General features: G+C 60.9%; 21 protein-coding genes and 1 pseudogene. 9 read left to right on the top strand and 13 right to left on the bottom strand.

Annotation, left to right across the window (positions count from 1 at the left end; genetic code table 11):
* Nucleotides 1–75 precede the first annotated feature (75 nt).
* Complete coding sequence (locus tag ACUN0G_RS08795; RefSeq protein ID WP_421523337.1) at nt 76–456, top strand: hypothetical protein; 381 nt, start codon at nt 76–78, stop codon at nt 454–456.
* 365 nt (nt 457–821) lie between these two features.
* Here ACUN0G_RS08795 and ACUN0G_RS08800 read toward each other — a convergent pair whose 3' ends face one another.
* Complete coding sequence (locus ACUN0G_RS08800; protein ID WP_421728407.1) at nt 822–1,046, bottom strand: hypothetical protein; 225 nt, start codon at nt 1,044–1,046, stop codon at nt 822–824.
* Between the two features lie 41 nt (nt 1,047–1,087).
* On the opposite strand from ACUN0G_RS08800, the pseudogene ACUN0G_RS08805 reads away from it, so the two are divergent.
* Both ACUN0G_RS08805 and yghU read left to right on the top strand, forming a co-directional pair.
* Nucleotides 1,088–1,919, top strand: a pseudogene (locus tag ACUN0G_RS08805) (efflux transporter outer membrane subunit); the annotation flags it as partial.
* A 141-nt stretch (nt 1,920–2,060) separates the two neighbouring features.
* Nucleotides 2,061–2,903, top strand: coding sequence for a glutathione-dependent disulfide-bond oxidoreductase (gene yghU, locus ACUN0G_RS08810; protein ID WP_445573141.1), 843 nt, complete (start codon nt 2,061–2,063; stop codon nt 2,901–2,903).
* A gap of 71 nt (nt 2,904–2,974) precedes the next feature.
* Here the strand turns inward: yghU and ACUN0G_RS08815 are convergent, their stop codons facing one another.
* The 3 genes from ACUN0G_RS08815 to ACUN0G_RS08825 form a co-directional block, all read right to left on the bottom strand.
* The gene (locus ACUN0G_RS08815) at nt 2,975–4,303 is read right to left on the bottom strand and encodes a cation:dicarboxylate symporter family transporter (RefSeq protein ID WP_445573142.1); all 1,329 of its coding nucleotides are present in this window, start codon (nt 4,301–4,303) and stop codon (nt 2,975–2,977) included.
* A 91-nt stretch (nt 4,304–4,394) separates the two neighbouring features.
* Nucleotides 4,395–5,603 (bottom strand): pyridoxal phosphate-dependent aminotransferase, encoded by a 1,209-nt coding sequence (locus tag ACUN0G_RS08820; RefSeq protein ID WP_445573143.1) that lies wholly within the window; start codon nt 5,601–5,603, stop codon nt 4,395–4,397.
* An 11-nt stretch (nt 5,604–5,614) separates the two neighbouring features.
* Entirely contained in the window at nt 5,615–6,280 is a 666-nt protein-coding gene (locus ACUN0G_RS08825; protein ID WP_445573144.1) for an RraA family protein, read from the bottom strand.
* Between the two features lie 117 nt (nt 6,281–6,397).
* Between ACUN0G_RS08825 and ACUN0G_RS08830 the strand changes: the two genes are divergently transcribed.
* The gene (locus ACUN0G_RS08830; protein ID WP_445573145.1) at nt 6,398–7,294 is read left to right on the top strand and encodes a LysR family transcriptional regulator; all 897 of its coding nucleotides are present in this window, start codon (nt 6,398–6,400) and stop codon (nt 7,292–7,294) included.
* Nucleotides 7,295–7,447: 153 nt separating this feature from the next.
* Nucleotides 7,448–8,572, top strand: a complete 1,125-nt coding sequence (locus tag ACUN0G_RS08835; protein ID WP_445573146.1) for an IS481 family transposase — start codon at nt 7,448–7,450, stop codon at nt 8,570–8,572.
* Between the two features lie 791 nt (nt 8,573–9,363).
* Here ACUN0G_RS08835 and ACUN0G_RS08840 read toward each other — a convergent pair.
* Nucleotides 9,364–9,717, bottom strand: a complete 354-nt coding sequence (locus tag ACUN0G_RS08840; RefSeq protein ID WP_375378892.1) for a hypothetical protein — start codon at nt 9,715–9,717, stop codon at nt 9,364–9,366.
* Nucleotides 9,718–9,860: 143 nt separating this feature from the next.
* Between ACUN0G_RS08840 and ACUN0G_RS08845 the strand changes: the two genes are divergently transcribed.
* Nucleotides 9,861–10,784 carry a LysR family transcriptional regulator gene (locus tag ACUN0G_RS08845; RefSeq protein WP_445573147.1) on the top strand — a complete coding sequence of 308 codons (924 nt, stop codon included), beginning with the start codon at nt 9,861–9,863 and terminating at the stop codon, nt 10,782–10,784.
* Here the strand turns inward: ACUN0G_RS08845 and ACUN0G_RS08850 are convergent.
* Nucleotides 10,687–11,391, bottom strand: coding sequence for a TetR/AcrR family transcriptional regulator (locus ACUN0G_RS08850; RefSeq protein ID WP_445573148.1), 705 nt, complete (start codon nt 11,389–11,391; stop codon nt 10,687–10,689). The two genes, ACUN0G_RS08845 and ACUN0G_RS08850, sit on opposite strands and share 98 nt — an antisense overlap.
* Nucleotides 11,392–11,515: 124 nt before the next feature.
* On the opposite strand from ACUN0G_RS08850, the gene ACUN0G_RS08855 reads away from it, so the two are divergent.
* Entirely contained in the window at nt 11,516–12,739 is a 1,224-nt protein-coding gene (locus ACUN0G_RS08855) for an MFS transporter (RefSeq protein ID WP_445573149.1), read from the top strand.
* Nucleotides 12,740–12,762: 23 nt separating this feature from the next.
* On the opposite strand, the gene ACUN0G_RS08860 is transcribed toward ACUN0G_RS08855, so the two are convergent.
* From ACUN0G_RS08860 to ACUN0G_RS08885, 6 genes are all read right to left on the bottom strand, one after another.
* The gene (locus ACUN0G_RS08860; RefSeq protein WP_421523346.1) at nt 12,763–13,059 is read right to left on the bottom strand and encodes a DUF3144 domain-containing protein; all 297 of its coding nucleotides are present in this window, start codon (nt 13,057–13,059) and stop codon (nt 12,763–12,765) included.
* Between the two features lie 82 nt (nt 13,060–13,141).
* The gene (locus tag ACUN0G_RS08865) at nt 13,142–14,434 is read right to left on the bottom strand and encodes a PQQ-dependent sugar dehydrogenase (RefSeq protein WP_258344614.1); all 1,293 of its coding nucleotides are present in this window, start codon (nt 14,432–14,434) and stop codon (nt 13,142–13,144) included.
* A complete protein-coding gene (locus tag ACUN0G_RS08870; protein WP_421523348.1) occupies nt 14,431–14,859 on the bottom strand; it encodes a DUF2231 domain-containing protein in 429 nt (142 codons plus the stop codon). The genes ACUN0G_RS08865 and ACUN0G_RS08870 overlap by 4 nt, the downstream gene beginning before the upstream one ends.
* 123 nt (nt 14,860–14,982) lie before the next feature.
* A complete protein-coding gene (gene proP / locus ACUN0G_RS08875; protein WP_258344616.1) occupies nt 14,983–16,485 on the bottom strand; it encodes a glycine betaine/L-proline transporter ProP in 1,503 nt (500 codons plus the stop codon).
* Nucleotides 16,486–16,612: 127 nt separating this feature from the next.
* Nucleotides 16,613–17,503 carry a bestrophin family protein gene (locus ACUN0G_RS08880; RefSeq protein WP_445573150.1) on the bottom strand — a complete coding sequence of 297 codons (891 nt, stop codon included), beginning with the start codon at nt 17,501–17,503 and terminating at the stop codon, nt 16,613–16,615.
* An 86-nt stretch (nt 17,504–17,589) separates the two neighbouring features.
* Nucleotides 17,590–18,096 carry a GNAT family N-acetyltransferase gene (locus tag ACUN0G_RS08885; protein WP_258344618.1) on the bottom strand — a complete coding sequence of 169 codons (507 nt, stop codon included), beginning with the start codon at nt 18,094–18,096 and terminating at the stop codon, nt 17,590–17,592.
* A 94-nt stretch (nt 18,097–18,190) separates the two neighbouring features.
* Between ACUN0G_RS08885 and ACUN0G_RS08890 the strand changes: the two genes are divergently transcribed.
* Together ACUN0G_RS08890 and ACUN0G_RS08895 are read left to right on the top strand one after the other, a co-directional pair.
* On the top strand, nt 18,191–18,910 hold the full coding sequence (locus ACUN0G_RS08890; protein WP_445573151.1) for a tRNA (adenine(22)-N(1))-methyltransferase: 720 nt from the start codon (nt 18,191–18,193) through the stop codon (nt 18,908–18,910).
* A 154-nt stretch (nt 18,911–19,064) separates the two neighbouring features.
* On the top strand, nt 19,065–19,937 hold the full coding sequence (locus tag ACUN0G_RS08895) for a DNA/RNA non-specific endonuclease (RefSeq protein WP_445573152.1): 873 nt from the start codon (nt 19,065–19,067) through the stop codon (nt 19,935–19,937).
* 9 nt (nt 19,938–19,946) lie between these two features.
* Here the strand turns inward: ACUN0G_RS08895 and ACUN0G_RS08900 are convergent, their stop codons facing one another.
* The gene (locus ACUN0G_RS08900) at nt 19,947–20,315 is read right to left on the bottom strand and encodes a hypothetical protein (protein WP_445573153.1); all 369 of its coding nucleotides are present in this window, start codon (nt 20,313–20,315) and stop codon (nt 19,947–19,949) included.
* Nucleotides 20,316–20,969: the final 654 nt, after the last annotated feature.

Below are 20,969 nucleotides of genomic sequence, written 5' to 3' on the forward strand. Positions count from 1 at the left end.
CCTATAGATTAAGTCGCGAAAGTTGTCACATATGGCTGATACGCTGGCTTCTTCCAAGGACGGTTGAGGCTCACTATGAAAAGCACGGCGTTCACCTTTACGCTCATCCTCCTGTCAGCCACCGCTCACGCCGATGATCCCGCATCGGTACTGGGACACGCCTTTGGCTCCCTCGGCTGCGTCGACTTGCAAAACCCGGACGGCAAGGCCATTTGCGAAGCCCGGGCCCTGTCCAATGGCAGCGGTTGCCAGGGCTTGTCCAGCCAGGCGATGCGGGATAAATGCCTGGATGAAGGCTTGTATCCCACCAGCCGCCGCGACCGCCCGAAACATGTCAGGAAGACGGTATTGATCGACCCGTTTTTGAAGGCAGAAACCAAGCCTGCGGTGCCCCTGTCGGAAAGCGAGATCAAGAGATTTGAAGAGTGGTATGGGCTCAAGAAAGCAGCGCAGTGAGGCGGTGCTGATGAGATCGTTCATTCGCGTCAAATTGCGATGGATCGAAGAGCGGATGGGGTGTCGAGGTGGGGGTGTAAATCATCGGCTTGTCCACCGGCCGGGTGGCACCACGCAAATGCGCTGGGCGGGGTAGTCGATCAGTATGTAGTTGCCTTTGAATTGTTCCAGGCCCAGGAAGTTGTGGGTGCCTCTTTCCAGGGGCAGGTTTTTTGCTTTGTTGAAGGGCGCTCGGTGTTGTTTTTGTTGGGGGTGAACTTAGCTGGGATTGGGGGGATTGCTTGGCTTCGCAGGGGGGATTCCTGTGTACGAAGCGGGCCGCCGCTCTGCAATACCTGCGTTCGACTTCGGGCTGAATGGGGCAGTCAGATCAAAATCAAAAGCAAGAGCACAGCGGCCTCCCGGCCGGCTTGAGTGTTAAAAGCAAAGGCAAAATCCAGAGCGGAAAAGATCTGCTTTTCTGTGGGAGCTGGCTTGCCTGCGATGCAGACAACTCGGTTTTTCAGACACACCGAGGAGATGCCATCGCAGGCAAGCCAGCTCCCACAGTTGACCGTGTCCGCTTTAGCTTTTGATTTTGCTTTTAACACTCAAGCCGGTCGGGAGGCCACTGCGGGCGACCACACCGCCGAACGTCTACGCCAAGGCCCTGAGCCTGACCGAAGGCTTGCACGGCGGTGGTATCGTCTCCGGCCTGGACGTGGCGCGGGCGCGTACAACTGTCAACGGTCAAGTCGCAATTGAGCCAGAACCGGGTGCAGCGTGCAGTGCTTGAACACTCGATAGCGGCGATGCTGGGTGAATCCGCATCGACCTACGCGATTGCCCCCAGCGTTGCGGACATCGCCTTGCCCGGCGTGCCCACCGGTGTACCGTCTACGCTGTTGCAGCGCCGGCCGGACATTGCCGCTGCCGAGCGCCGAATTGCCTCGGCCAACGCACGCATAGGTGTGGCGAAAGCGGCCTGGTTCCCGGCCCTCACGCTGAGTGCCCAAGGCGGTTTCCAGAGTGATGAGTTCGCGCATTTGTTGAGTGCGCCCAACATCTTCTGGGCCATTGGCCCGTCGCTGGTGGGGACGATTTTTGATGGCGGCGCGCGCCAGGCCGGCGTCGACAGTGCCAAGGCGGCAACGGATGAAGCCGCGGCCAAGTATCGTGGTGTAGTGTTGACCGCGTTCGAGCAGGTGGAGAACAACCTGGCGATCATCTCCGGGCTCGACACCGCCCTGGTTGACCAGCGCGATGCCGCCGCTGCCGCGCAGTACGCCGAGGACTTGTCCCTGGCGCGCTATCGCCAGGGCGGCGCGGCGTACCTGGATGTGGTGACGGCGCAGGTAGCGTCGTTGCAGGCACAGCGAACTGTACTGGATCTACAGACTCAACAGTTAAGCGCCAACGTAGGGCTGATCAAGGCCTTGGGTGGCGGCTGGAATATGGCCCAACTGGCCCAAAAGAACCTGTAGGAGCGAGCTTGCTCGCGAAGGTCGTTAACGATTATGCGTATTTATAGGTTAAACGCGGCGCTCTCGAGTTTTTCGCGAGCAAGCTCGCTCCTACAGTCAGTTAGTTAGTTGTTGTGAACATTGAATCCAAGGAGTAGTGGCATGACTGATTACGTACCGCCAAAAGTCTGGACCTGGAAAACCCAAAACGGCGGCACCTTCGCCAGTATCAACCGGCCCATTGCCGGCGCGACCCACGACAAGGAATTGCCGGTAGGCCGTCATCCGTTGCAGCTGTATTCCCTGGCAACGCCCAATGGCCAGAAGGTCACGATCCTGCTGGAAGAGCTGCTGGCCCTGGGTCACCAGGGGGCTGAATACGATGCGTGGTTGATCAAGATCGGTGACGGCGACCAGTTCGGCAGCGGCTTCGTCGGGGTCAATCCGAACTCGAAGATTCCCGCGCTGCTGGACCGCAGCGGGCCCAAGCCGATTCGGGTGTTCGAGTCCGGAGCGATCCTGCAGTACCTGGCCGAGAAGTTCGGCGCGTTCCTGCCCACCGAACCGGCGGCCCGCGCCGAGTGCCTGTCGTGGTTGTTCTGGCAGATGGGCAGCGCGCCGTACCTGGGCGGTGGTTTCGGGCATTTCTATGCCTACGCGCCGACCAAGATCGAATACGCCATCGACCGTTTCGCCATGGAAACCAAACGCCAACTGGACGTGCTGGACAAGCAACTGGCCGAGCACCAATACATCGCCGGCGACGAATACACCATCGCCGACATGGCGATCTGGCCGTGGTATGGCGGCCTGGTGAAAGGCCGCTTGTATGAGGCGGGGGAGTTTCTCTCGGTGCAGGATTACACGCACGTGCTGCGCTGGGCCGATGCCATCGAAGCGCGGCCGGCGGTGCAGCGTGGGCGCCGGGTCAACCGCGTGTCGGGCGAGCCGTCAGAGCAACTGCGCGAGCGGCATGAGGCGTCGGACCTCGACCTGCACCGTTGATAGAGCTGGCAACCCACACCTTGTGGCGAGGGGGCTTGTCCCCCGTTGGGCTGCGTAGCAGCCCTGAAAATTCACCGCGTTTTTTCAGGAAAATTCGGTGAGCTTATTGGGGCTGCTGCGCAGCCCAACGGGGGACAAGCCCCCTCGCCACAGGTTTCTGCGGTGCCTTCACGGCGTTCCCACTTGGCGATCACCAGCGGTGCCAGGGCATTGCCCAGCACATTCAATGCGGTGGTCGGCATTTCCATCAGGCGATACACCCCGGCGATGAAGGCGATGCCCTCCAACGGCAAGCCCGCACTCGCCAGGGTCGCCGACAGAATCACGAACATGAAGCCCGGCACCCCGGCGGCGCCCTTGGACGTCAGCACCATGGTCACCACCAGCAGGGCCTGGTCGCCCAGGCTCAGGTCGATGCCATACAACTGCGCGACGAACAGCGTGCCGATCCCAAGGAACAGCGACGCACCGTCCAGGTTGAACGAATACCCCACCGGCACCACAAAGCTCACCAGCGAAGGCGGCACGCCGTAGGTTTCGAGCTTCTTCATCAGTTGCGGCATTACCGCCGCCGAGCTGGCGGTGGAGAACGCCAGGATCAGTTCGTCCTTGATATGCCGCATCAACGCAAACAGGTTGATCCCGCACAGCCGCGCCACCAGGTTGAGCACCACCAGCACGAAGAACGCAATCGACACGTAGCTGACCATGATCAACTTGGCCAACGGCAGCAGCGAACTGAACCCGAAGTTGGCCACGGTGACCGCGATCATCCCGAACACGCCGATAGGCGAGTAGGCCATGATCATCGACGTCACCTTGAACATCGCTTCCGACACCCCGCGCAGCAGGGCAATCACCGGGTCTTTGCGCTCGGCGGGCAAGCGCGAAACCCCGAGGCCAAACATCACCGCGAAGAACAGCACCGACAGCAGGCTGCCCTGGGCCATGGCGTTGATCACGTTGTCCGGAATGATCCCGACAATGATCTGCCCCAGGCTGTGGCCGCCACCGGTGCTGCTGGTGGGCAAGGTCACGGCGCTGGCTTTCAGGCTGGCCAGTTCGGTGCCGGCACCCGGCTGGAGCAGGTTGCCCATCACCAGCCCGACGATGATCGCCAACGTGGTGATGCAGAAGAAATAGCCCAGGGACTTGGCCCCGATGCGTCCCAGGGATTTACCGTCACCGTGCCCGGCAATGCCCACCACCATGCAGGCAAACACGATGGGCACGACGATCATCTTCATCAGCTTGATAAAGATATCGCCGGCCGGTTGCAGCAGGTTGTCCACCAGCCACGGCCGGGATTCGGGAAAACGGTGCAGCAGGGCACCGATGGCGATGCCGGCGAGCAGGCCGATCAGGATTTGCCAGACCAGCGCGATGCGGGGCTTGTGCATGGGAATGCCTCATTTATATCAATGATTATGAGTGTTGTTCTAGGCAGTCAATGAGCGGCCATCCCTGGCCGCCGGGTGAGGCGGGTATCCGTCAGCGCAATCGATGGCACGCTTCATTCAGGCGACGGCAACCTTCTTCAATCACTTCAAGCGAGCTGGCGAACGACAGCCGGATATACGGCGACATGCCGTACGCCGCACCACTCACGGTGGCCAGGCCGTGTTCCCGCAGCAGGTACTCGGCCAGTTGTGTGTCGCTGTCGATCCGCTCGCCGTGCGGGGTGGTCTTGCCGATCAATCCGGCGACGTTGGCGAACACGTAGAACGCGCCATCCGGCGGGGTGAAGCTCACGCCGGGAATGTCTTTCAACAGACCCAGCATGCGTTCGCGGCGTTGCTGGTACACCTCGCGCATGCCGGCGATGGGCGCCTGGTCGCCGGCGAAGGCGGCAACCGCCGCGGCCTGGCTGAGAGAGCTGGGGCAGGTGGTGGTTTGCGAAAGCAGCTTGGCAATGGCCGCGATCAACCACGCCGGGCCTGCCCCGAAACCCAGGCGCCAACCGGTCATGGCATAGCCCTTGGAGGCGCCGTTGACGATCAGCGTGCGCGGTTTCAGGTCCGGTGCGAGTCGGGTCAGAGACACGTGGCGGGCAGCGTCGTAGACAAAGTGCTCGTAGATCTCGTCGGCCATGATCAGCACATGGGGATGACGCCGCAGCACCTCGGCCAGGGCCAACAGCTCGTCTTCGTTATACACCGCGCCGCTGGGGTTGTTCGGGCTGTTGAGGATCACCCATTTGCTGCGCGGGGTGATCGCCTGTTCCAGGGCTTGCGGCGACAGCTTGAACCCCAGTGACTCATCGCCGGGAATGATCACCGGCGTCGCGTCATTCAGCCGTGCGATGTCCGGGTACGACACCCAATACGGCGTGTGCACGATGACTTCGTCGCCGCGATTCAGGGTCGCCGCCAGGGCGTGATAGATGATGTGCTTGCCACCGCACCCGGCAATCACTTCGTCCAGCCCATAGTCCAGCTGGTTATCACGCTTGAGCTTGAGGCAGATCGCCTGGCGCAGGGCGAGGGTGCCGCTGGTGGCGGTGTAGTGGGTGTCGCCACTGCGCATCGCGGCGCTGGCTGCTTCGAGGATATGCGCGGGCGTATCGAAATCCGGTTCGCCCACGGTGAAGTTGACGATGTCCCGGCCCTGGGCGCGCAGTTCGCTGACCAGTGCGTTGGCGGCGATGCTCGGGGAGGGCGCAATGCCCAGCACCCGATCGGAGAGAAATGCAGTGCTCATGATGTTCCCCTTCAACCTGCCAGGCCGGCCTGCTGCAGCACCTTGTCGATCCAGCTCTGGCGCACCGCACCGCTGGAGATTTCGGCTTTGACTTCCTCTTCGTGGGCCGCGTGTTGCGCCGCCTTGCGCAGTACTTCGGCGGCGTCGGCCTGGGAGAAGGCGACCAGGCCGTCTTCGTCACCCACCAGCACATCCCCCGGGTTGATCAGCATGCCGCCGATGGACACCGGCACATTCACTTCGCCCGGGCCGGTCTTGTAAGGCCCGCAATGCACCACGCTGCGGGCGTAGCAGGGCGTGTCCTCGAAGCTCGCGACATCCCGGATCGCCCCGTCGATCACAAACCCCACGCAGCCGCGTTGCTGGGCGTAGAGCTTGACCAACTCGCCGATCACCGCGTTGTTGGTGTCGCCCTGGGCGTCCACCACCAGCACGTGGCCGGGCTCCAGCATGCTCAAGGCCTTGTAGATCAGCAGGTTGTCGCCAGGGCGGGTTTTCACCGTGAGCGCGGTGCCCACCAGCTTGCCGGTTCGGTTGTAGCGGTTCAGCCCGCGGGCGCCGATGTGCCGGCCGAGGTTGTCGCTGATGTGCGGGGTGACCACGTGAGTGAAGGCTTCAAGCACTTCGGCAGAAGCCAGCGGTGGGTTGGGGAGGATGCGGAAACCGGGCAAGGACATGGCTGTAACTCCGATTGATCTTATGGGTCTGTGGCTAGATCTTAGGAGTGATGAACATACAGTTTTAGCGATATTTTATTATCTGATAGGATCGCTTTTTCTCATGGGAGGTGGCCGATGATCACGTTCAAGCAAATCGACGCGTTGTACTGGATTGCCGAGCTGGGCAGTTTCGAGGCCGCGGCGAACAAGCTGAACATGTCGCAGTCGGCGATTTCCAAGCGCATCCAGGAGTTGGAAGAAACCTTCGATGTCGAGATTTTCGACCGCAGCAAGCGCAATGCCCGGCTGACCGAAAAAGGCGCCGAGTTGCTCGACTACGCCAAGGACCTGCTGGAGCGTCGTGACTACATGCTGGAGCGGGTCAGTACCCGTGAAGTGCTGGTGCGCAGGTTTCGCCTGGGGGTGACGGAATTGACGGCCTTCACCTGGTTGCCGGCGCTGGTGGAAGCGTTGCGTGAGGCGTATCCCAAAGTGCAGATCGAGCCGTCGGTGGAGTTGAGCAGCGAGCTGTTTCGCAAGCTGGAGAGTGATGAACTGGACCTGGTGATCGTGCCCGATGCCTACAGTGATTCGCGGTTTCTGAGTACGCCGTTGGGCAGTGTGGAAAACGCCTGGATGTGCGCCCCGTGGTTGGTCAGTGAGCCTGATCCGGTAGGGCTTGAGGCGTTGGCGGGGTACACGGTGCTGACCCAGGGTTCCCACTCCGGGACGGGCCTGCTTTATGAGCGCTGGCTGGCGGCGCATGCTGTGCAGATGCCGCGTAAGCTGACCAGCCATAACTTGCTGGTGCAGGTCGGGCTCGCACTGTCGGGGGTGGGGGTGAGTTACTTGCCCAAGGCGTGCTTGTCGCATTTGATCGAGCGCGGAGAATTACGCGCATTGGAGACGGAACCGGCGCTGCCCAAGGTTGGGTATGTGGCGTTGCATCGTGGAGATCGGCAGTTTGGCTTGAACCAGAATGTGGCGCAGTTGGCGGTGCAGTGTTGTGATTTTTCGCGGTTGTTGTTTTGAGTGTATATCCGTTATTTAGGTAACGGCTACTTAGGGTTCCGCTCTTACAGCGGGTCACTTTTGAAAAGCGTGTACGGACCGGACACATGGTTGACGGGTGTGCGGGGACATGGTGGACACTTTTCGGCGAGCTAACTTCGCCGGAAAACCATCATGCCCTGGGACACGAGAGATGCCATGAGCCTGAAAGAAGAGTTTGTCGCCTTGGCGCGGCAACCCGGCAGTAATAAACGAGAATTGTGTCGACGATTCGGTATCAGCCCCCAAACGGCGTACAAGTGGCTCGATCGCTACGAGACGCAAGGCCGGTCGGGGCTGCAAGAGAAGTCCCGCAAACCTGTCACCAGCCCCAAGCTGACCAACACCACTCTAGAGACGGCGGTCATAGCGCTCAGGCAAGAGCATCCAGCGTGGGGTGGGCGCACGATCAGCAGCATTTTGAAAAAACAAATCGCTCCCAGCACCGTTACTAATGTTCTGCACCGACACGGGCTAATTCAGCCTGCTCAGAAGGAACAAGCGGCAAAGTTGAGATTTGAACACGATGCGCCTAACGATCTTTGGCAGATGGACTTCAAAGGGCATTTCCCGACGCAACAAGGCCGATGCCATCCCCTGACCCTGCTGGACGACCACTCGCGATTCAACCTGGCGATTCAGGCCTGTGATAACGAGCGTGGGACCACGGTGAAAGAGAAAATGATCGAAGTGTTCCAGCGCTTCGGATTACCGGCTCGCATCAACGTCGATAACGGCCCGCCTTGGGGCTCGCCACGCAACCCTGGCGAAATCACTGAGCTGAGTATCTGGTTGATTCGCTTAGGAATTCGGATCAGCTTCAGCCGCCCTTACCACCCCCAAACCAATGGAAAGATTGAGCGTTTCCATCGGTCACTCAAGGCCGAAGTGCTTGATGGGCGTCAGTTTTCCACGATCAAGGAAGCTCAAACAGCGTTTGATCAATGGCGTGAGGTTTATAACTTGCAACGGCCTCATCAAGCGTTGGACTACAAGGTGCCGATGGAGCGGTATCGAGCTAGCCCATGGGCTTACCCACAGCAGTTATCGGAGTTTGAATACGGACCGGACGACGTATTGGCCAAGGCTTATCACAGCCGATTCCGCTTTCAGAAACGCTATTTCAGCATCGCTAAGGGTCTGGCTGGGCATCATCTCGCCATACGTCCTAATCCTGAAAGTGATGGGCTTTTTGACGTCTACTTTTGCCATCACTTCCTACGAACAATCGACGTGAGCAAGCCAGACTATGGTCCATAATGTGTCAACCATGTCCCCGCACATGTGTCCACCATGTGTCCGGTCCGTACAAAAAGCGCAAAAGTAACCAAAACGCTCTGCCCCGCCTGTCGGCACCTCGCCTAGGCTCGGTGTTCCCTCACTCCGGCACCACTCCGCGGGCCGCCGCGACGGGCCATCCATGGCCCGGCGCGGCTAAACCGGCGTCCTGCCGGTTTACCCGCTCCGCACTGCCTGCGTTCGGCCTCGGGCTGAATGGGGCAGTCAGATCAAAAGCAAAAGCACAGCGGCCTCCCGGCCGGCTTGAGTGTGAAAAGCAAAAGCAAAGCTGCCTTTCTGTAGGAGCGAGCTTGCTCGCGAAAAACCTGAGACCGCCGCGTTCATCCAGAATGCCCGCGTCATCGTTAACGACCTTCGCGAGCAAGCCCGCTCCCACATTTGGACCGTGCCCGCTTTAGCTTCTGATTTTGCTGTTGCCCTTTGCTTCACCACACTCAAGCCGGCCTGTAGGCCGCTGTGCCCTTGATCTGCTTTTGATCTTGATCTTAGGCGCCCCGTTAAACCACGCTGGCCGAACGTAGGCAGTACGGAGCGGGTAAACCGGCAGGACGCCGGTTTAGCCGCGACGGGGCAGGGACGCCCCGTCGCGGCGGCCCGCTTCGTGCTGCCGGAGCTGAGGGCACACCGAGCCCAAGCGAGGTGCCGAGTGGTGGGGCAAGAGCGTTTTGCTTACTTTTGCGCTTTTCAAAAGTGAGCCGCTGTAAGAGCGGAACCAATAGTAGCCGTAACAAAACCAACGGATATGCCCCCAATCACCGCCCCCAACGCCATATGCCTGACGCCCCGAACCGCTGAGTGAGCCGTTGTTGGCCTACCAGCGGTGAGTCACCGAACTCGTACTGTTTGCCTTCGGTGGGCACAAACACTTGCCCGGCCTTGCTCACACCCGCTACCGGGAAGAACGATTCGCTGTAGCTCAGGTACGGTGCCAGGCCGTTGTCAGCCTTGTACACCAACCCTGCGCGCGAGGTGGTGGCCTCGTCGAACTTGATCTGGTCCTGGAAATACACGCCTTTTTGCAGGGAGTCGATCTGCGAACCACGGTCGGTATTCGGTGATCGGTTGACCACGACCGGCTGGTTGTTGATGGAGTTCGCAAGGTGCAACGACGGAGCATTGCCACGGAAGTTGTGGGCGGTGTGCGTGGAGTGAAAGCAAGCACGGGCCAGGTAGGACCCCTATATTTATGCGGCCCTTGCTGATAAATAGAGCGGGTGAGCCCCCAAGCAGATACCCGGTGTAATCCATCATGAAGCGCCATTTCGAAGATTTGCAGCTGGGCAGCATCGAGCTGTTCTGCCTGGCTGCCGAGGCCAGCAGCTTTACTGCCGCCGCCCAGGTGGCGGGCGTGACGCCGGCGGCGGTGAGCCGCAGCATCTCGCGGCTGGAAGAGCGCCTGGGTTCCCGGTTGTTTGTACGCACCACCCGCAGCATCCGCCTGACCGATGGCGGCCGGACGTTTTTTGAGCAATGCCGCCAGGCCCTCACGCAATTGGTGGAAGCCCAGCAGGAAATGATGGGCGCGCAATCGGTGCCGTCCGGGCTGTTGCGCATCAGCATCCCGACCACCTACGGCCATCACCGGATCCTGCCGCTGCTGCCGAAATTCCGTGCGCTGTACCCGCAAGTCACCGTGGATATTCACATCAGCAACCGCAACATCGATTTCGTCGCCGAAGGCTATGACCTGGCCATCCGCGTGCGCGCCCAGCCGGACTCGACGCTGATTGCGCGGTTGCTGGAAGACGCCAAGCTGGTGGTGGTCGCGACGCCGGCGTACCTGAAGCGTGCCGGCACGCCCCAAACCCTGGAGGACTTGCCGAACCACGAGTGCATCCAGTACGAGTTGCCGAGCAACGGGCGGCGCATTTCCTGGCTGTTCCAGGTCGACGGCAAGGAGCAAGAGTTTGCCGGTGAAGCGGGCTACAGCTGCTCTGACGATGTGCTCGGTGGCGTAACCCTGGCCAAGCATGGCGCGGGGTTGTTCCAGACCTACAAATTCATCGTCGAGGACGAGTTGGCCAACGGCAGCCTGGTGGAGGTTTTACAGCCTTACGGCGGGCGATCACGGCCGTTTACCTTGCTGTATCCCCACGGCCGCTATGTACCCCATCGGGTGCGGGCGTTTGTGGATTTTCTGCTGGAGCATCGCGCCGAATGGGCGGCGCTGTAGCGGCGGATAAATCCCAGGTCAGCATCAGTTGGCCGATGGCCGTGTCGATGGCATCAGCGTCGACGCCATCCCGGGCCAGGATTGACACGCCTTGCAGGAAACTGTCGTAGACCGTAGCCATCGCGCGGGCGTTGGTCTCGGCGGGTAACTGGCCTGCGCGAATGCCACGCTCGACGCAATGCACGATGCCCGCCCTTGTACGCTCCCGCGACTGAGTCAGCGCATGGGGCACGTGCGCGTTCTCGGGGGAGGGCGCGCTCATCACGCCCAAGGCCACCATGCAGCCTTTGGGGTGCCCCTCTTCACACTGCATGCGTGCGGATTGGCGCAGCGCGGTCTCGATGGCCTGGCGCGGTGGCAGGCCGTCATCCCACAGGCATTCGGTGACCTGGGCGAACGTCGCCAGATAACGCTGCACGCACTCCTGGAACAGCGCGTCCTTGGAGCCGAACGCCGCGTAGAAACTCGGCGCGGAGATGCCGCCACCCAGTCCGCTTTTCAACTGGCTCAGGGATGTCGCGTCGTAGCCATGCTCCCAGAACAGGTGCATGGCCTGTTCCACGGCCTGGTCACGGTCGAAAGTGCGGGGGCGGCCCATCTGCGCCATGGGGGAATCCTCTCGGGTGATGAGATAAATACTAGTCGATACATAAGTCGTTGACAACGCCGGGTGGCGCGCTCAACATTTATATCGATCGGTATTTAAGTCCTCTTGTTCAAGGAGTTTCCCTGTGACCCCCTCAACCACCTTATCGGCAGACGCCGTTCCCGACCGCTTGCCCATCGGAGCCTTGCTCGCCCTGGCCATGACCGGTTTTATCTGCATCGTCACTGAAACCCTGCCGGCAGGCCTGTTGCCGCTGATCAGTGACGGCCTCGCTATTTCACAGTCCATGGCCGGGCAGATGGTTACCGCCTATGCGCTGGGTTCGGTGCTGGCGGTGATCCCGCTGACCATCGCCACCCGCGGCTGGCGGCGACGCAATGTGCTGCTGCTGACCATCGTCGGTTTTCTGCTGTTCAATTCGATCACCGCGCTGTCGTCCCACTACGGGCTGACACTGCTGGCGCGGTTCCTTGCGGGGATGGCAGCTGGGCTGGCCTGGAGTTTGTTGGCCGGCTATGCGCGGCGCATGGTTGAACCGCATCAACAGGGCAAGGCGTTGGCGCTGGCCATGGTAGGAACGCCGATTGCCCTGTCACTCGGCGTGCCGCTGGGCACCTGGCTGGGTGGGCTGGTGGGCTGGCGCACCACGTTCGGGATCATGTCGGCGCTGACCCTGGTGTTGATTGTCTGGGTGCTGGTGAAAGTGCCGGACTACCCCGGCCAGGCGGCCCATCAGCGTATGCCGCTGCGTAAAGTGCTGACCACGCCGGGTGTGCGGCCGGTGCTGGCGGTGGTGATTGCGTGGATGCTCGCCCACAACATTCTCTACACGTACATCGCACCGTTTGTGGCCCCGGCGGGCTTGGTCAATCGGGTGGATCTGGTGCTGCTGGTGTTTGGTGTGGCGGCGCTGCTCGGGATTTGGGTAACCGCCCGGTTGGTGGATGTGGCGTTGCGCAAGACGGTGCTGGTCAGCCTGGCGGGCTTTGCGGCGACGTGTTTGGCGTTTGGTTTTCTGGCGCAGGTGCCGGGCGTTATTTACCTCGGCGTGGCGGTCTGGGGTTTGAGTTTTGGTGGCGCTGCAACGCTGTTGCAAACCGCGTTGGCGGACGCAGCCGGGGATGGTGCGGACGTGGCGCTGTCGCTGAATGTGGTGGCCTGGAACAGCGCGATTGCCGGAAGCGGCGTGGTGGGTGGCGTGTTGCTGGATACCTGGGGCGTGGCTTCTTTCCCCTGGGCAATGTTGGTGTTGCTGGCGGTGGGTTTTGCGATTGTGTGGTGCGCGCGACTCCATGGCTTCAAGCCGGGGCATCGGGCCCACGGCAAGCCAGCGGTTGCCGTCCACTGAACGGGGAGCGGCAACCGGTCTGTTCAGTTGCCTTTAACGAGCATGTACTTGCTGAAATTGTTGATGTGATCATCAAGATTATCTTCAAGCATCATCCGGTACTGATCACAGAAATACTTCAGCATCGCCTCACGGGCCTGGGCCATTTCTTCGCCGGATTTAAAACTGCGTGCGCTGACCCAGGCATTGAAGCGTGTGGTGCCGAACATCATCGAGGCGCTGACTTTGCCCAGGTCGGCGAACGCCCTGAACTGCTCGTTGGACAGCTCGATGTGCGCGTCCGCGCGATCGTAGAAGCCGTTGTCGGTGGTGTCTGGCATTGCGGTTACCTTCCTGTTCGTGAGTGCGGCGAAGGTACCGCCGCGCTCCCCGGGAAGGCAACCACGTTGGCCGCTTCAGGCCTTATTTATTGCGCGTCACCCGCCACACGGTATTGGCCAGGTCATCGGCAATGATCAGCGCACCCTTCGGATCAACCGTGACACCCACCGGCCGCCCGCGAGTCTTGCCATCGTCCCCGCGGAAACCCGTGGCGAAGTCCAGCGGTTCGCCGGCAGGCCGGCCATTGCTGAACGGCACAAAGATCACCTTGTAGCCCACCGGATTATCCCGGTTCCAACTGCCGTGCTCGCCGACGAAGACGCCGTCGGCATATTTCTCGCCCATGGCCGGGATGGAAAAATCGACGCCCAGCGCGGCGACGTGGGAACCCAGGCTGTAATCCGGCTTGATCGCGGCGGCGACCTTGGCCGGGTTCTGCGGTTGGGCGCGGGTGTCGACGTTCTGGCCCCAATAGCTGTAGGGCCAGCCGTAGAACTCGCCTTCGCGCACCGAGGTCAGGTAATCCGGCACCAGGTCCGGGCCCAGTTCATCCCGTTCGTTGACCACCGCCCACACCTGCCCGGAGTCCGGTTGAATGGTCAATGCCGTCGGGTTGCGCAAGCCGGTTGCATAAGGCTTGTGGGCACCGGTGGCGGCGTCGATCTGCCAGACCATCGCCCGGTCGATCTCGACCTCCATGCCGCGTTCGGTGATGTTGCTGTTGGACCCAATGCCCACATACAGCGAGCGGCCATCGGGGCTGATCGCCAGGGATTTGGTCCAGTGATGATTGATCGCGGCGGGCAGCTCGGTGACGGTGGTGGGCGGGCCACCGGCCTTGGTCTGGCCGTCTTCGTAGTCGAAGCGCACCAGCGCATCCTGGTTCGCCACGTACAGCTTGCCGTCGGCAAAGGCCAGGCCGTAGGGCGCGTTGAGGTTTTCGGCGAACACGGTTTTCAACTCGTAGGTGCCGTCACCGTCGGCATCCCGCAGCAGGGTCAGGCGATTGCCGCCCTTGACCTTGGTGTTGCCTTCGGCCTTGATCACGCTGGCGATCACATCCTTGGGCTTGAGTTTCGCTGCGCTGCCGCCCCGGCCTTCGGCAACGAGGATGTCGCCGTTGGGCAGCACCAGGGTCTGGCGCGGGATCCGCAGGTCGGTGGCGATGGCCGTGATGCTGAAACCCTCGGGCACGGTGGGTTTCTGCTCACCCCAGGCCACCGGTTCGGCGATCTTCATGCTGGGCAACAGGCCGCGTTGGGGTTCCGGCAGCTTGGGGTCAGGGCCGCGAGCCTGAGTGCTGTCGGCTTCGCCACCGCAGGCGCTCAACAACATCGCCATGCTTAAAACGGTCAGCGTGCTGGAAGGCTTCATTGGGCACCTCCGGAACGCAGGTTGGTCAGCCCTACCCAGGTGGTCACGCAGGCCAGCAGAGTCACGATGGCCGACAGCACCAGGCCCGAAGGCATCACGGCCCAGGCATCTTTCGCATGTTCAAAGGCATTCACCAGGCCCAGTGCCCAGGTTACCAGCAACAGCAGGAAGTACACCGTAGGGCGACCGGCCTTGCGGTCGGCACGCAGCAGGTTGACCAGTGCAAACAACCCCGCCAGCCCACAGAACAGCAGGCCGCCGGCGATCAGCCAGGCGGCGAAGTTGCTCCATTGGGTCTGGTAGGTCTGGTAGTAGGCAATGTCACTCAGCAGGGCGCCGAGAAACAGCGGAACGGTACCGGCAAGCAAGGTCGCGTGAAGCGGGCCAGGCGTGCAGCGGTAGGTGAGGGCGGTGGTGACGGTCACGGGCGGCTCCTTATCGTTGAGCGGCCCTGATGAGGCTCATCAGGGCCGCGCTGACTGCGCTTAAGGAAGGAGCGTGCTGCTTGCGCGTTAGTTCACCGTCTATTCGTTTCTAAATATGTTGCGTCAGTTGATGCGTGGATGCTGCTGCACTAGGTTTTCGCGCTTGGCTTCCAGTTCGGCGATTTGCGCGTCGATGTCTTCGATCTTCTGCTCGATATTGTCTTCGTGCTCCTGCAGCAGCTCCTTGGCTTCCTCGATATCCGACGCCGCCGGTGCCGCGCCGCGCAGGGGTTTGTTGGCGGTTTCCTTCATGGTCAGGGCGGTGAAAAGCCCCAGTACGGCGAACACCATGAGGTAGTAGGCCGGCATGTACAGGTTGTTGGTGGTCTCCACCAGCCAGGCCATGGCGGTCGGCGTGAGGCCGGCAATCAGGATCGAGATGTTAAAGGCACTGGCCAACGCGCTGTAGCGGATGTGGGTAGGGAACATCGCCGGCAGGGTGGACGCCATCACGCCGATAAAGAAGTTGAGCACCACCGCAATGATCAGCAGCCCCGAGAAAATCAGCCCGAGCTTGCCGCTGTTGATCAGCATGAACGCCGGAATGGCGAGGAAGAACAGCGCAATGCTGCCGACGAGAATGAAGGGTTTGCGCCCGATCTTGTCGCTGACGAAACCAATCAGCGGTTGCACGAACAACATGCCGACCATGATTGCGATGATGATCAACACGCCGTGGTTTTCGCTGTAGTGCAGGTTGTGGGACAGGTAGCTCGGCATGTAGGTGAGCAGCATGTAGTACGTGACGTTGGTCACCACCACCACGCCGACGCAGGTCATCAGGCTGCGCCAGTGCTTGGTGGCGACTTCCTTGAACGACACTTTCGGGCCACCGGCCAGGCCTTCGCGATCGCCTTGTTCGAGTTGTTCCACATGCTGTTGGAAGGCGGGTGTCTCTTCCAGGGCGTGACGCAAGTACAGCCCGATCATGCCCAGCGGCAGCGCGAGGAAGAACGGCAGGCGCCACCCCCAGGACTGGAACGCCTCTTCGCCGATTACCGCCGAAATCAGCACCACCACCCCGGCGCCGAGGACGAAGCCGGCGATGGAGCCGAAGTCCAGCCAGCTGCCGAGGAAGCCGCGCTTGCGGTCGGGTGCGTACTCGGCGACGAAGATCGACGCGCCGGTGTATTCACCGCCTACCGAGAAGCCCTGGGCCATCTTGGCCAGCAGCAACAGGATCGGCGCCCAGATGCCGATCGAGTCGTAGGAGGGAATCAGCCCGATGGCGAAGGTGCTCAGGGACATGATCACGATGGTCGCTGCCAGGACCTTTTGCCGGCCGTACTTGTCCCCCAGTCGGCCGAAGAACAGGCCGCCCAGCGGGCGAATCAGGAACGGCACCGAGAAGGTCGCCAGGGCGGCGATCATCTGTACGCTGGGGGATGCCTCGGGGAAGAACACCTTGCCGAGTACATAGGCGACAAAGCCGTATACGCCGAAGTCGAACCATTCCATGGCGTTGCCCAGCGCAGCGGCGGTGATCGCCTTGCGCATCTTGGCGTCGTCGACGATGGTGATGTCATCCAATCCAATGGGATTGACGGTTTTCTTGCGTGATTTCATGGGAATTACTCAGCCCTGGTCCATTTCATTGCCATTGTTTTAATGGCACGTGCTCTTTGGTCAGATACATGCGGACACTGAATAATTCACCGTTGGCTGGATTTTTTTGTTAACGGCCCGGCAAGGCTCAACGGATCCGCTCACCCCCCAGTGAGTCACGCTGCATCGACTGCAGGTTTTTCTCGATGGTTTCGCAGAGGGCTTCCATCTGGATCTGATGCTCGCTGTCGCGAAACGGGCTTTGCAGATCGGTGCCGATGCGCTCGATGGCCAGCAGCATAAAGCCCACCACCGTGGAGGCCAGCGGGGTGAACCAGCCCAGGGATTCCACCAGGCCCACCGGCACGATCAGGCAGAACAGTGAGATGAACAGCCGTGGGAAATACACATAAGGGTAGGGCAGCGGCGTATTGGCGATGCGCTCCATGCCGCCCTGGCTGTTGGACAAGTCCACCAGGGTCGATTCCAGCCGCGCCAGGCGAATACTGTCCAGGCGCCCGGCCTTGTATTCCTGGGCCAGCAGGGCAGCGGAGCCGTTGATGATGTCGTTGGAAAAGTTATTGGTGCTGGTGCTGCGGGCGAATTCGTCGGCCGGCAGAAACGCGCGGATTTCCTCCGGGCAAGGCTGGCCTCGCAAGTGTGCCGCCAGGCAGTTCACATACGCCACGTGACGGCGCAGCAAGGTCGACTTTATCGGGTTGACCTCATTGTTCGGGTCATCCAGCAGCGTCAGTACTTGCCGCGCAAAGCTGCGGGAATTGTTGACCATCGCGCCCCACAAGGTGCGTGCTTCCCACCAGCGGTTATAGGCGCTGCTGTTGCGGAAACTGATCAATACCACCAGCGCCGAGCCGAGCAACGTCAGTGGCATCAGCGGCAGGTTGATCTTGCTGTTGAGGAACAGCATGAAGTCCACGGTGACGGCGATATCCCAGAGCAACAGCCAGAACAGTGCCCAGCCCACATAGCCCATGGTCTTGATGATCAGGCGGTATTTTTTGATGATGGCAGCTTTCAAACGGAAACCTCGCGGCGAGCGGTAAACATCAATGCCCTAGCTCGGACGGTGTTTACCGGGTAAAGGTTCGCCGGGGTGCTGCGTGTTCAGGCTTGAAGCGACAGAACGAAGCGGTTTTCGCTGTGGGGCATGCCGTCCGGTGCGGACTGTTCAGGCACGAAACCGCAGCGGGTCAGGACTTTTTGTGAACCCACATTCTCCGGGTACACGTAGGCCACCAGTTGCTTGAGTGCCCAACGCGCCTGCGCCTCGTGGATCAGATGCTTCAACGCCAGGGTTGCCAGCCCTTGCCCGCACGAACGCTCGCCGACGCGGTAACCGACTTCGGCAGAGCCCTTCGGTGAATCGATGCTTTTCAGATTGGCGCGACCGACGATTTCGCCGCTGGCGTCTTCGATCACGAACGGGTGCCAGGCACCGGTGGCGAGACCAGATAAATAGCCTTCAATATGCTCGGCGACGCCCTGCGTTGAGTAAAACGAAGGGTCGCGCGCCTCGATATGCGACTCGAACCACTCACGGTTACGAGTTTCGAAAGCCAGCAATGCTTCAGTGTCCGTACTGCTCAGCTCGCGAACGCGAAATGACGTCATTGCTCACCTCTTCCTGGCAATTGTGCGGTGAGCAAGCATACCCCATCAGTTATCCTGCACCGACCAGCTCATTCGTGGCAAAAAGGAACGGCAGTTGAACGAACACACATTGTCCATGCGCCTGGAGCGCGTGGCAGCCCATATACCCGCCGGAGCGCGCCTGGCGGATATCGGCTCTGATCACGGCTACCTGCCGGTGGCGTTGATGCGTCGCGGCGCCATCTCGGCGGCGGTGGCGGGCGAGGTGGCCTTGACGCCGTTCCGCGCAGCCGAGCGTACAGTGCGCGAGAACGAGCTGGAGCAACACATTACCGTGCGCCTGGCCAGTGGCCTGGCGGCGATCGAGCCGGCAGACGGGATCACCGCCATCAGCATCTGCGGCATGGGCGGCGAGACGATCCGCGACATCCTCGACAGTGACAAGGCACGCCTCAACGGCCAGGAGCGCCTGGTGCTGCAACCCAACGGCGGCGAGCAACCGCTGCGCCAATGGCTGGTGGAAAACGGCTACCGCATCGTGTGCGAAGAGCTGCTCCGGGAGAATCGCTTCTTCTACGAAATCATCGTGGCCGAGCGCGCCGAGCCGGTGAGCTATACCGCCGAGGAGCTGTACTTCGGCCCGCTGCAAATGCAGGCGCGCCGCCCGGAATTCCTGCTCAAGTGGCAGCGCATCCTGCGCCACAAGCAGCAGACCCTCAGCGACTTTGCCCAGGCGCGGCAGGCGGTGCCCGAGGACAAGGTGCAAGAGGTGGCCCAGCAGGCGCGGTGGATTACCGAGCTGCTCAGCACTAATGTGAATAGTGATGGTCAATAAGCCCCGCACGGAGCCGGCCGGCTCCGCGTTAGTATTTTTGATCAAGGACAATGACAGAATGCTCGCCGCAAAGTGATCGCCACTGCCTCCATCTGATCCCGTAAATCGGGCCTCGCCTTACGTTTTTCCTTCCTACCATTTGAAGATTTAACCCATGCACCTACGCAAAATTGCAGTTGGGCTGTCGGCCCTTGTTTTGCTCTCCACCGGGGCAGAAGCTCGTGGTCTGCTGGACCTCATCAAGCTGCCTGCCGAGCATCAGCAGCACACCTCCCGCTCGGGTTCCATCAGCCAGAGTGCCGCTCTAAATCTCTATTCAAACAAACAGCAACGGGCTTCCTTCGACGGCTGCGCCGATCTGTTCCCGTCTGCGCAACCGATCAACACGGCCACGGTGCCGGCCACCCTGAAACCCCTGGCGCTGTGCTCGGATAATTTTGCGGTGCTGTACTCGCAAACCAGCAAGACCCCGCTGGTAGTGGTCGAACGCCTGAATGCCCGCCAGTTGCAGGACGCCAAAGGCGAAGAACGCACCAACCAGTTCTACCCCGACCCGCGCATTCCCAAGGGCGCGCGTGCCGAGTTGAGCGACTACCGTGGCCAACACCCGGCAGTGGACCGCGGCCATCAATCCCCGGCCGCCGATGCGCCGAGCAGCAACGCCATGGCGCAATCCTTCGCACTGTCGAACATGGTGCCCCAGGACCCCACCAACAACCGCAAGATCTGGAGCAAGGTCGAGGCGGACGTGCGCAAGTTTGCCAAGCGCGCCGACGGCAATGTTTACGTGTTCACCGGTCCGTTGTTTGACCCGGGCTACAGCACCATTGGCGCCAACAAGGTCTGGGTGCCGACCCGCTTGTTCAAGCTGGTCTACGATGTGTCGTCCAAGCGTGCCTGGGCGTATGTACTGCCCAACGCTGAAACCCGTATCCAGAAGCCGATGGACTACGAAACGTTTGTGAAGACTACCGGGCTCAAGCTGTTGGGGAATTTACCGGTTAGCGGTTCGGTGGGCCGTACTTGATGGCTTGAGCTATTGCACAGCGGCCAGTTTGGCCAGGCGCAGACGCCAATTGCCGCCATGCTGGAGGTGACATTCTTCCTCGGAATCGAAGCGCACGTAGCGGTCCGAAGAGGGGCGATCCACGCCGGCATCTTCCAGCGCCATGGCCGTCAGCTCGCGCATGCGTTGGTCCTGTCCGCTTGAAAGGGCCAGCTCCCTGTTTGCCCGCGTATCGAATACCCAAATGACCACCAGGCTTTGTGCGAAGGCCTGGTAGTCGACTTCGTGGGTCAGCCAATCGAAGCCGGTGATTTCGGCTTTGGCCATTTCACAGGCTTCGGTCAGGGTCGCGACGAGGCGACGTTCGATGCGGGCGCTGTCGCGTTTGGTTGAAGACATGGGGAGTCCCTTATGAGCGAGGAGGGTGATGATACGCGAGAGATCAACTGTGGGAGCTGTCGAGCTTTGGCGAGGCTGCGATGGCGGACTGGCAGGCGACATATTTATTGCCTGATGGGGCCTCTTCGCAGCCTCGCTGAAGCTCGACAGCTCCTACGCAGGATTTTGTCGGCTCGAGATGATCGTTCCCACGCAGAGCGTGGGAACGATCAGATGTGCAAGCCTGCGAAGATCAACTGTGGGAGCTGTCGAGCATTAGCGAGGCTGCGATGGCGGACTGGCAGGCGACATCTTTATTGCCTGAAAGGGCCTCTTCGCAGCCTCGCTGAAGCTCGACAGCTCCTACGCAGGATTTTGTCGGATCGAGATGATCGTTCCCACGCTCTGCGTGGGAATGCCGCCTCGGACGCTCTGCGTCCAGCTGGCGATGCAAGGTTCAAGTTCTGCGCAGTGGTGACGCGGAGCGTCACAGGATGCATTCCCACGCAGAGCGTGGGAACGATCAGATGTGCAAGCCTGGGAAGATCAACTGTGGGAGCTGTCGAGCTTCAGCGAGGCTGCGATGGCGGACTGGCAGGCGAGATCTTTATTGCCTGACCGTGCCTCTTCGCAGCCTCGCTAAAGCTCGACAGCTCCCACATTGGTTTGTTGTTG

It is taken from the genome of Pseudomonas sp. 32A (assembly GCF_052682255.1).

Bases quoted from the DNA above. Each gene is read 5' to 3' on its own strand.
- ACUN0G_RS08820 (WP_445573143.1), bottom strand. From the start codon at position 5,603: ATGAGCACTGCATTTCTCTCCGATCGGGTGCTGGGCATTGCGCCCTCC.
- ACUN0G_RS08835 (WP_445573146.1), top strand. From the start codon at position 7,448: ATGCCCTGGGACACGAGAGATGCCATGAGCCTGAAAGAAGAGTTTGTC.
- ACUN0G_RS08865 (WP_258344614.1), bottom strand. From the start codon at position 14,434: ATGAAGCCTTCCAGCACGCTGACCGTTTTAAGCATGGCGATGTTGTTG.
- ACUN0G_RS08895 (WP_445573152.1), top strand. From the start codon at position 19,065: ATGCACCTACGCAAAATTGCAGTTGGGCTGTCGGCCCTTGTTTTGCTC.
- ACUN0G_RS08900 (WP_445573153.1), bottom strand. From the start codon at position 20,315: ATGTCTTCAACCAAACGCGACAGCGCCCGCATCGAACGTCGCCTCGTC.
- ACUN0G_RS08845 (WP_445573147.1), top strand. From the start codon at position 9,861: ATGAAGCGCCATTTCGAAGATTTGCAGCTGGGCAGCATCGAGCTGTTC.
- ACUN0G_RS08830 (WP_445573145.1), top strand. From the start codon at position 6,398: ATGATCACGTTCAAGCAAATCGACGCGTTGTACTGGATTGCCGAGCTG.
- ACUN0G_RS08860 (WP_421523346.1), bottom strand. From the start codon at position 13,059: ATGCCAGACACCACCGACAACGGCTTCTACGATCGCGCGGACGCGCAC.
- ACUN0G_RS08825 (WP_445573144.1), bottom strand. From the start codon at position 6,280: ATGTCCTTGCCCGGTTTCCGCATCCTCCCCAACCCACCGCTGGCTTCT.
- proP (WP_258344616.1), bottom strand. From the start codon at position 16,485: ATGAAATCACGCAAGAAAACCGTCAATCCCATTGGATTGGATGACATC.
- ACUN0G_RS08795 (WP_421523337.1), top strand. From the start codon at position 76: ATGAAAAGCACGGCGTTCACCTTTACGCTCATCCTCCTGTCAGCCACC.
- ACUN0G_RS08815 (WP_445573142.1), bottom strand. From the start codon at position 4,303: ATGCACAAGCCCCGCATCGCGCTGGTCTGGCAAATCCTGATCGGCCTG.
- yghU (WP_445573141.1), top strand. From the start codon at position 2,061: ATGACTGATTACGTACCGCCAAAAGTCTGGACCTGGAAAACCCAAAAC.
- ACUN0G_RS08885 (WP_258344618.1), bottom strand. From the start codon at position 18,096: ATGACGTCATTTCGCGTTCGCGAGCTGAGCAGTACGGACACTGAAGCA.
- ACUN0G_RS08850 (WP_445573148.1), bottom strand. From the start codon at position 11,391: ATGGCGCAGATGGGCCGCCCCCGCACTTTCGACCGTGACCAGGCCGTG.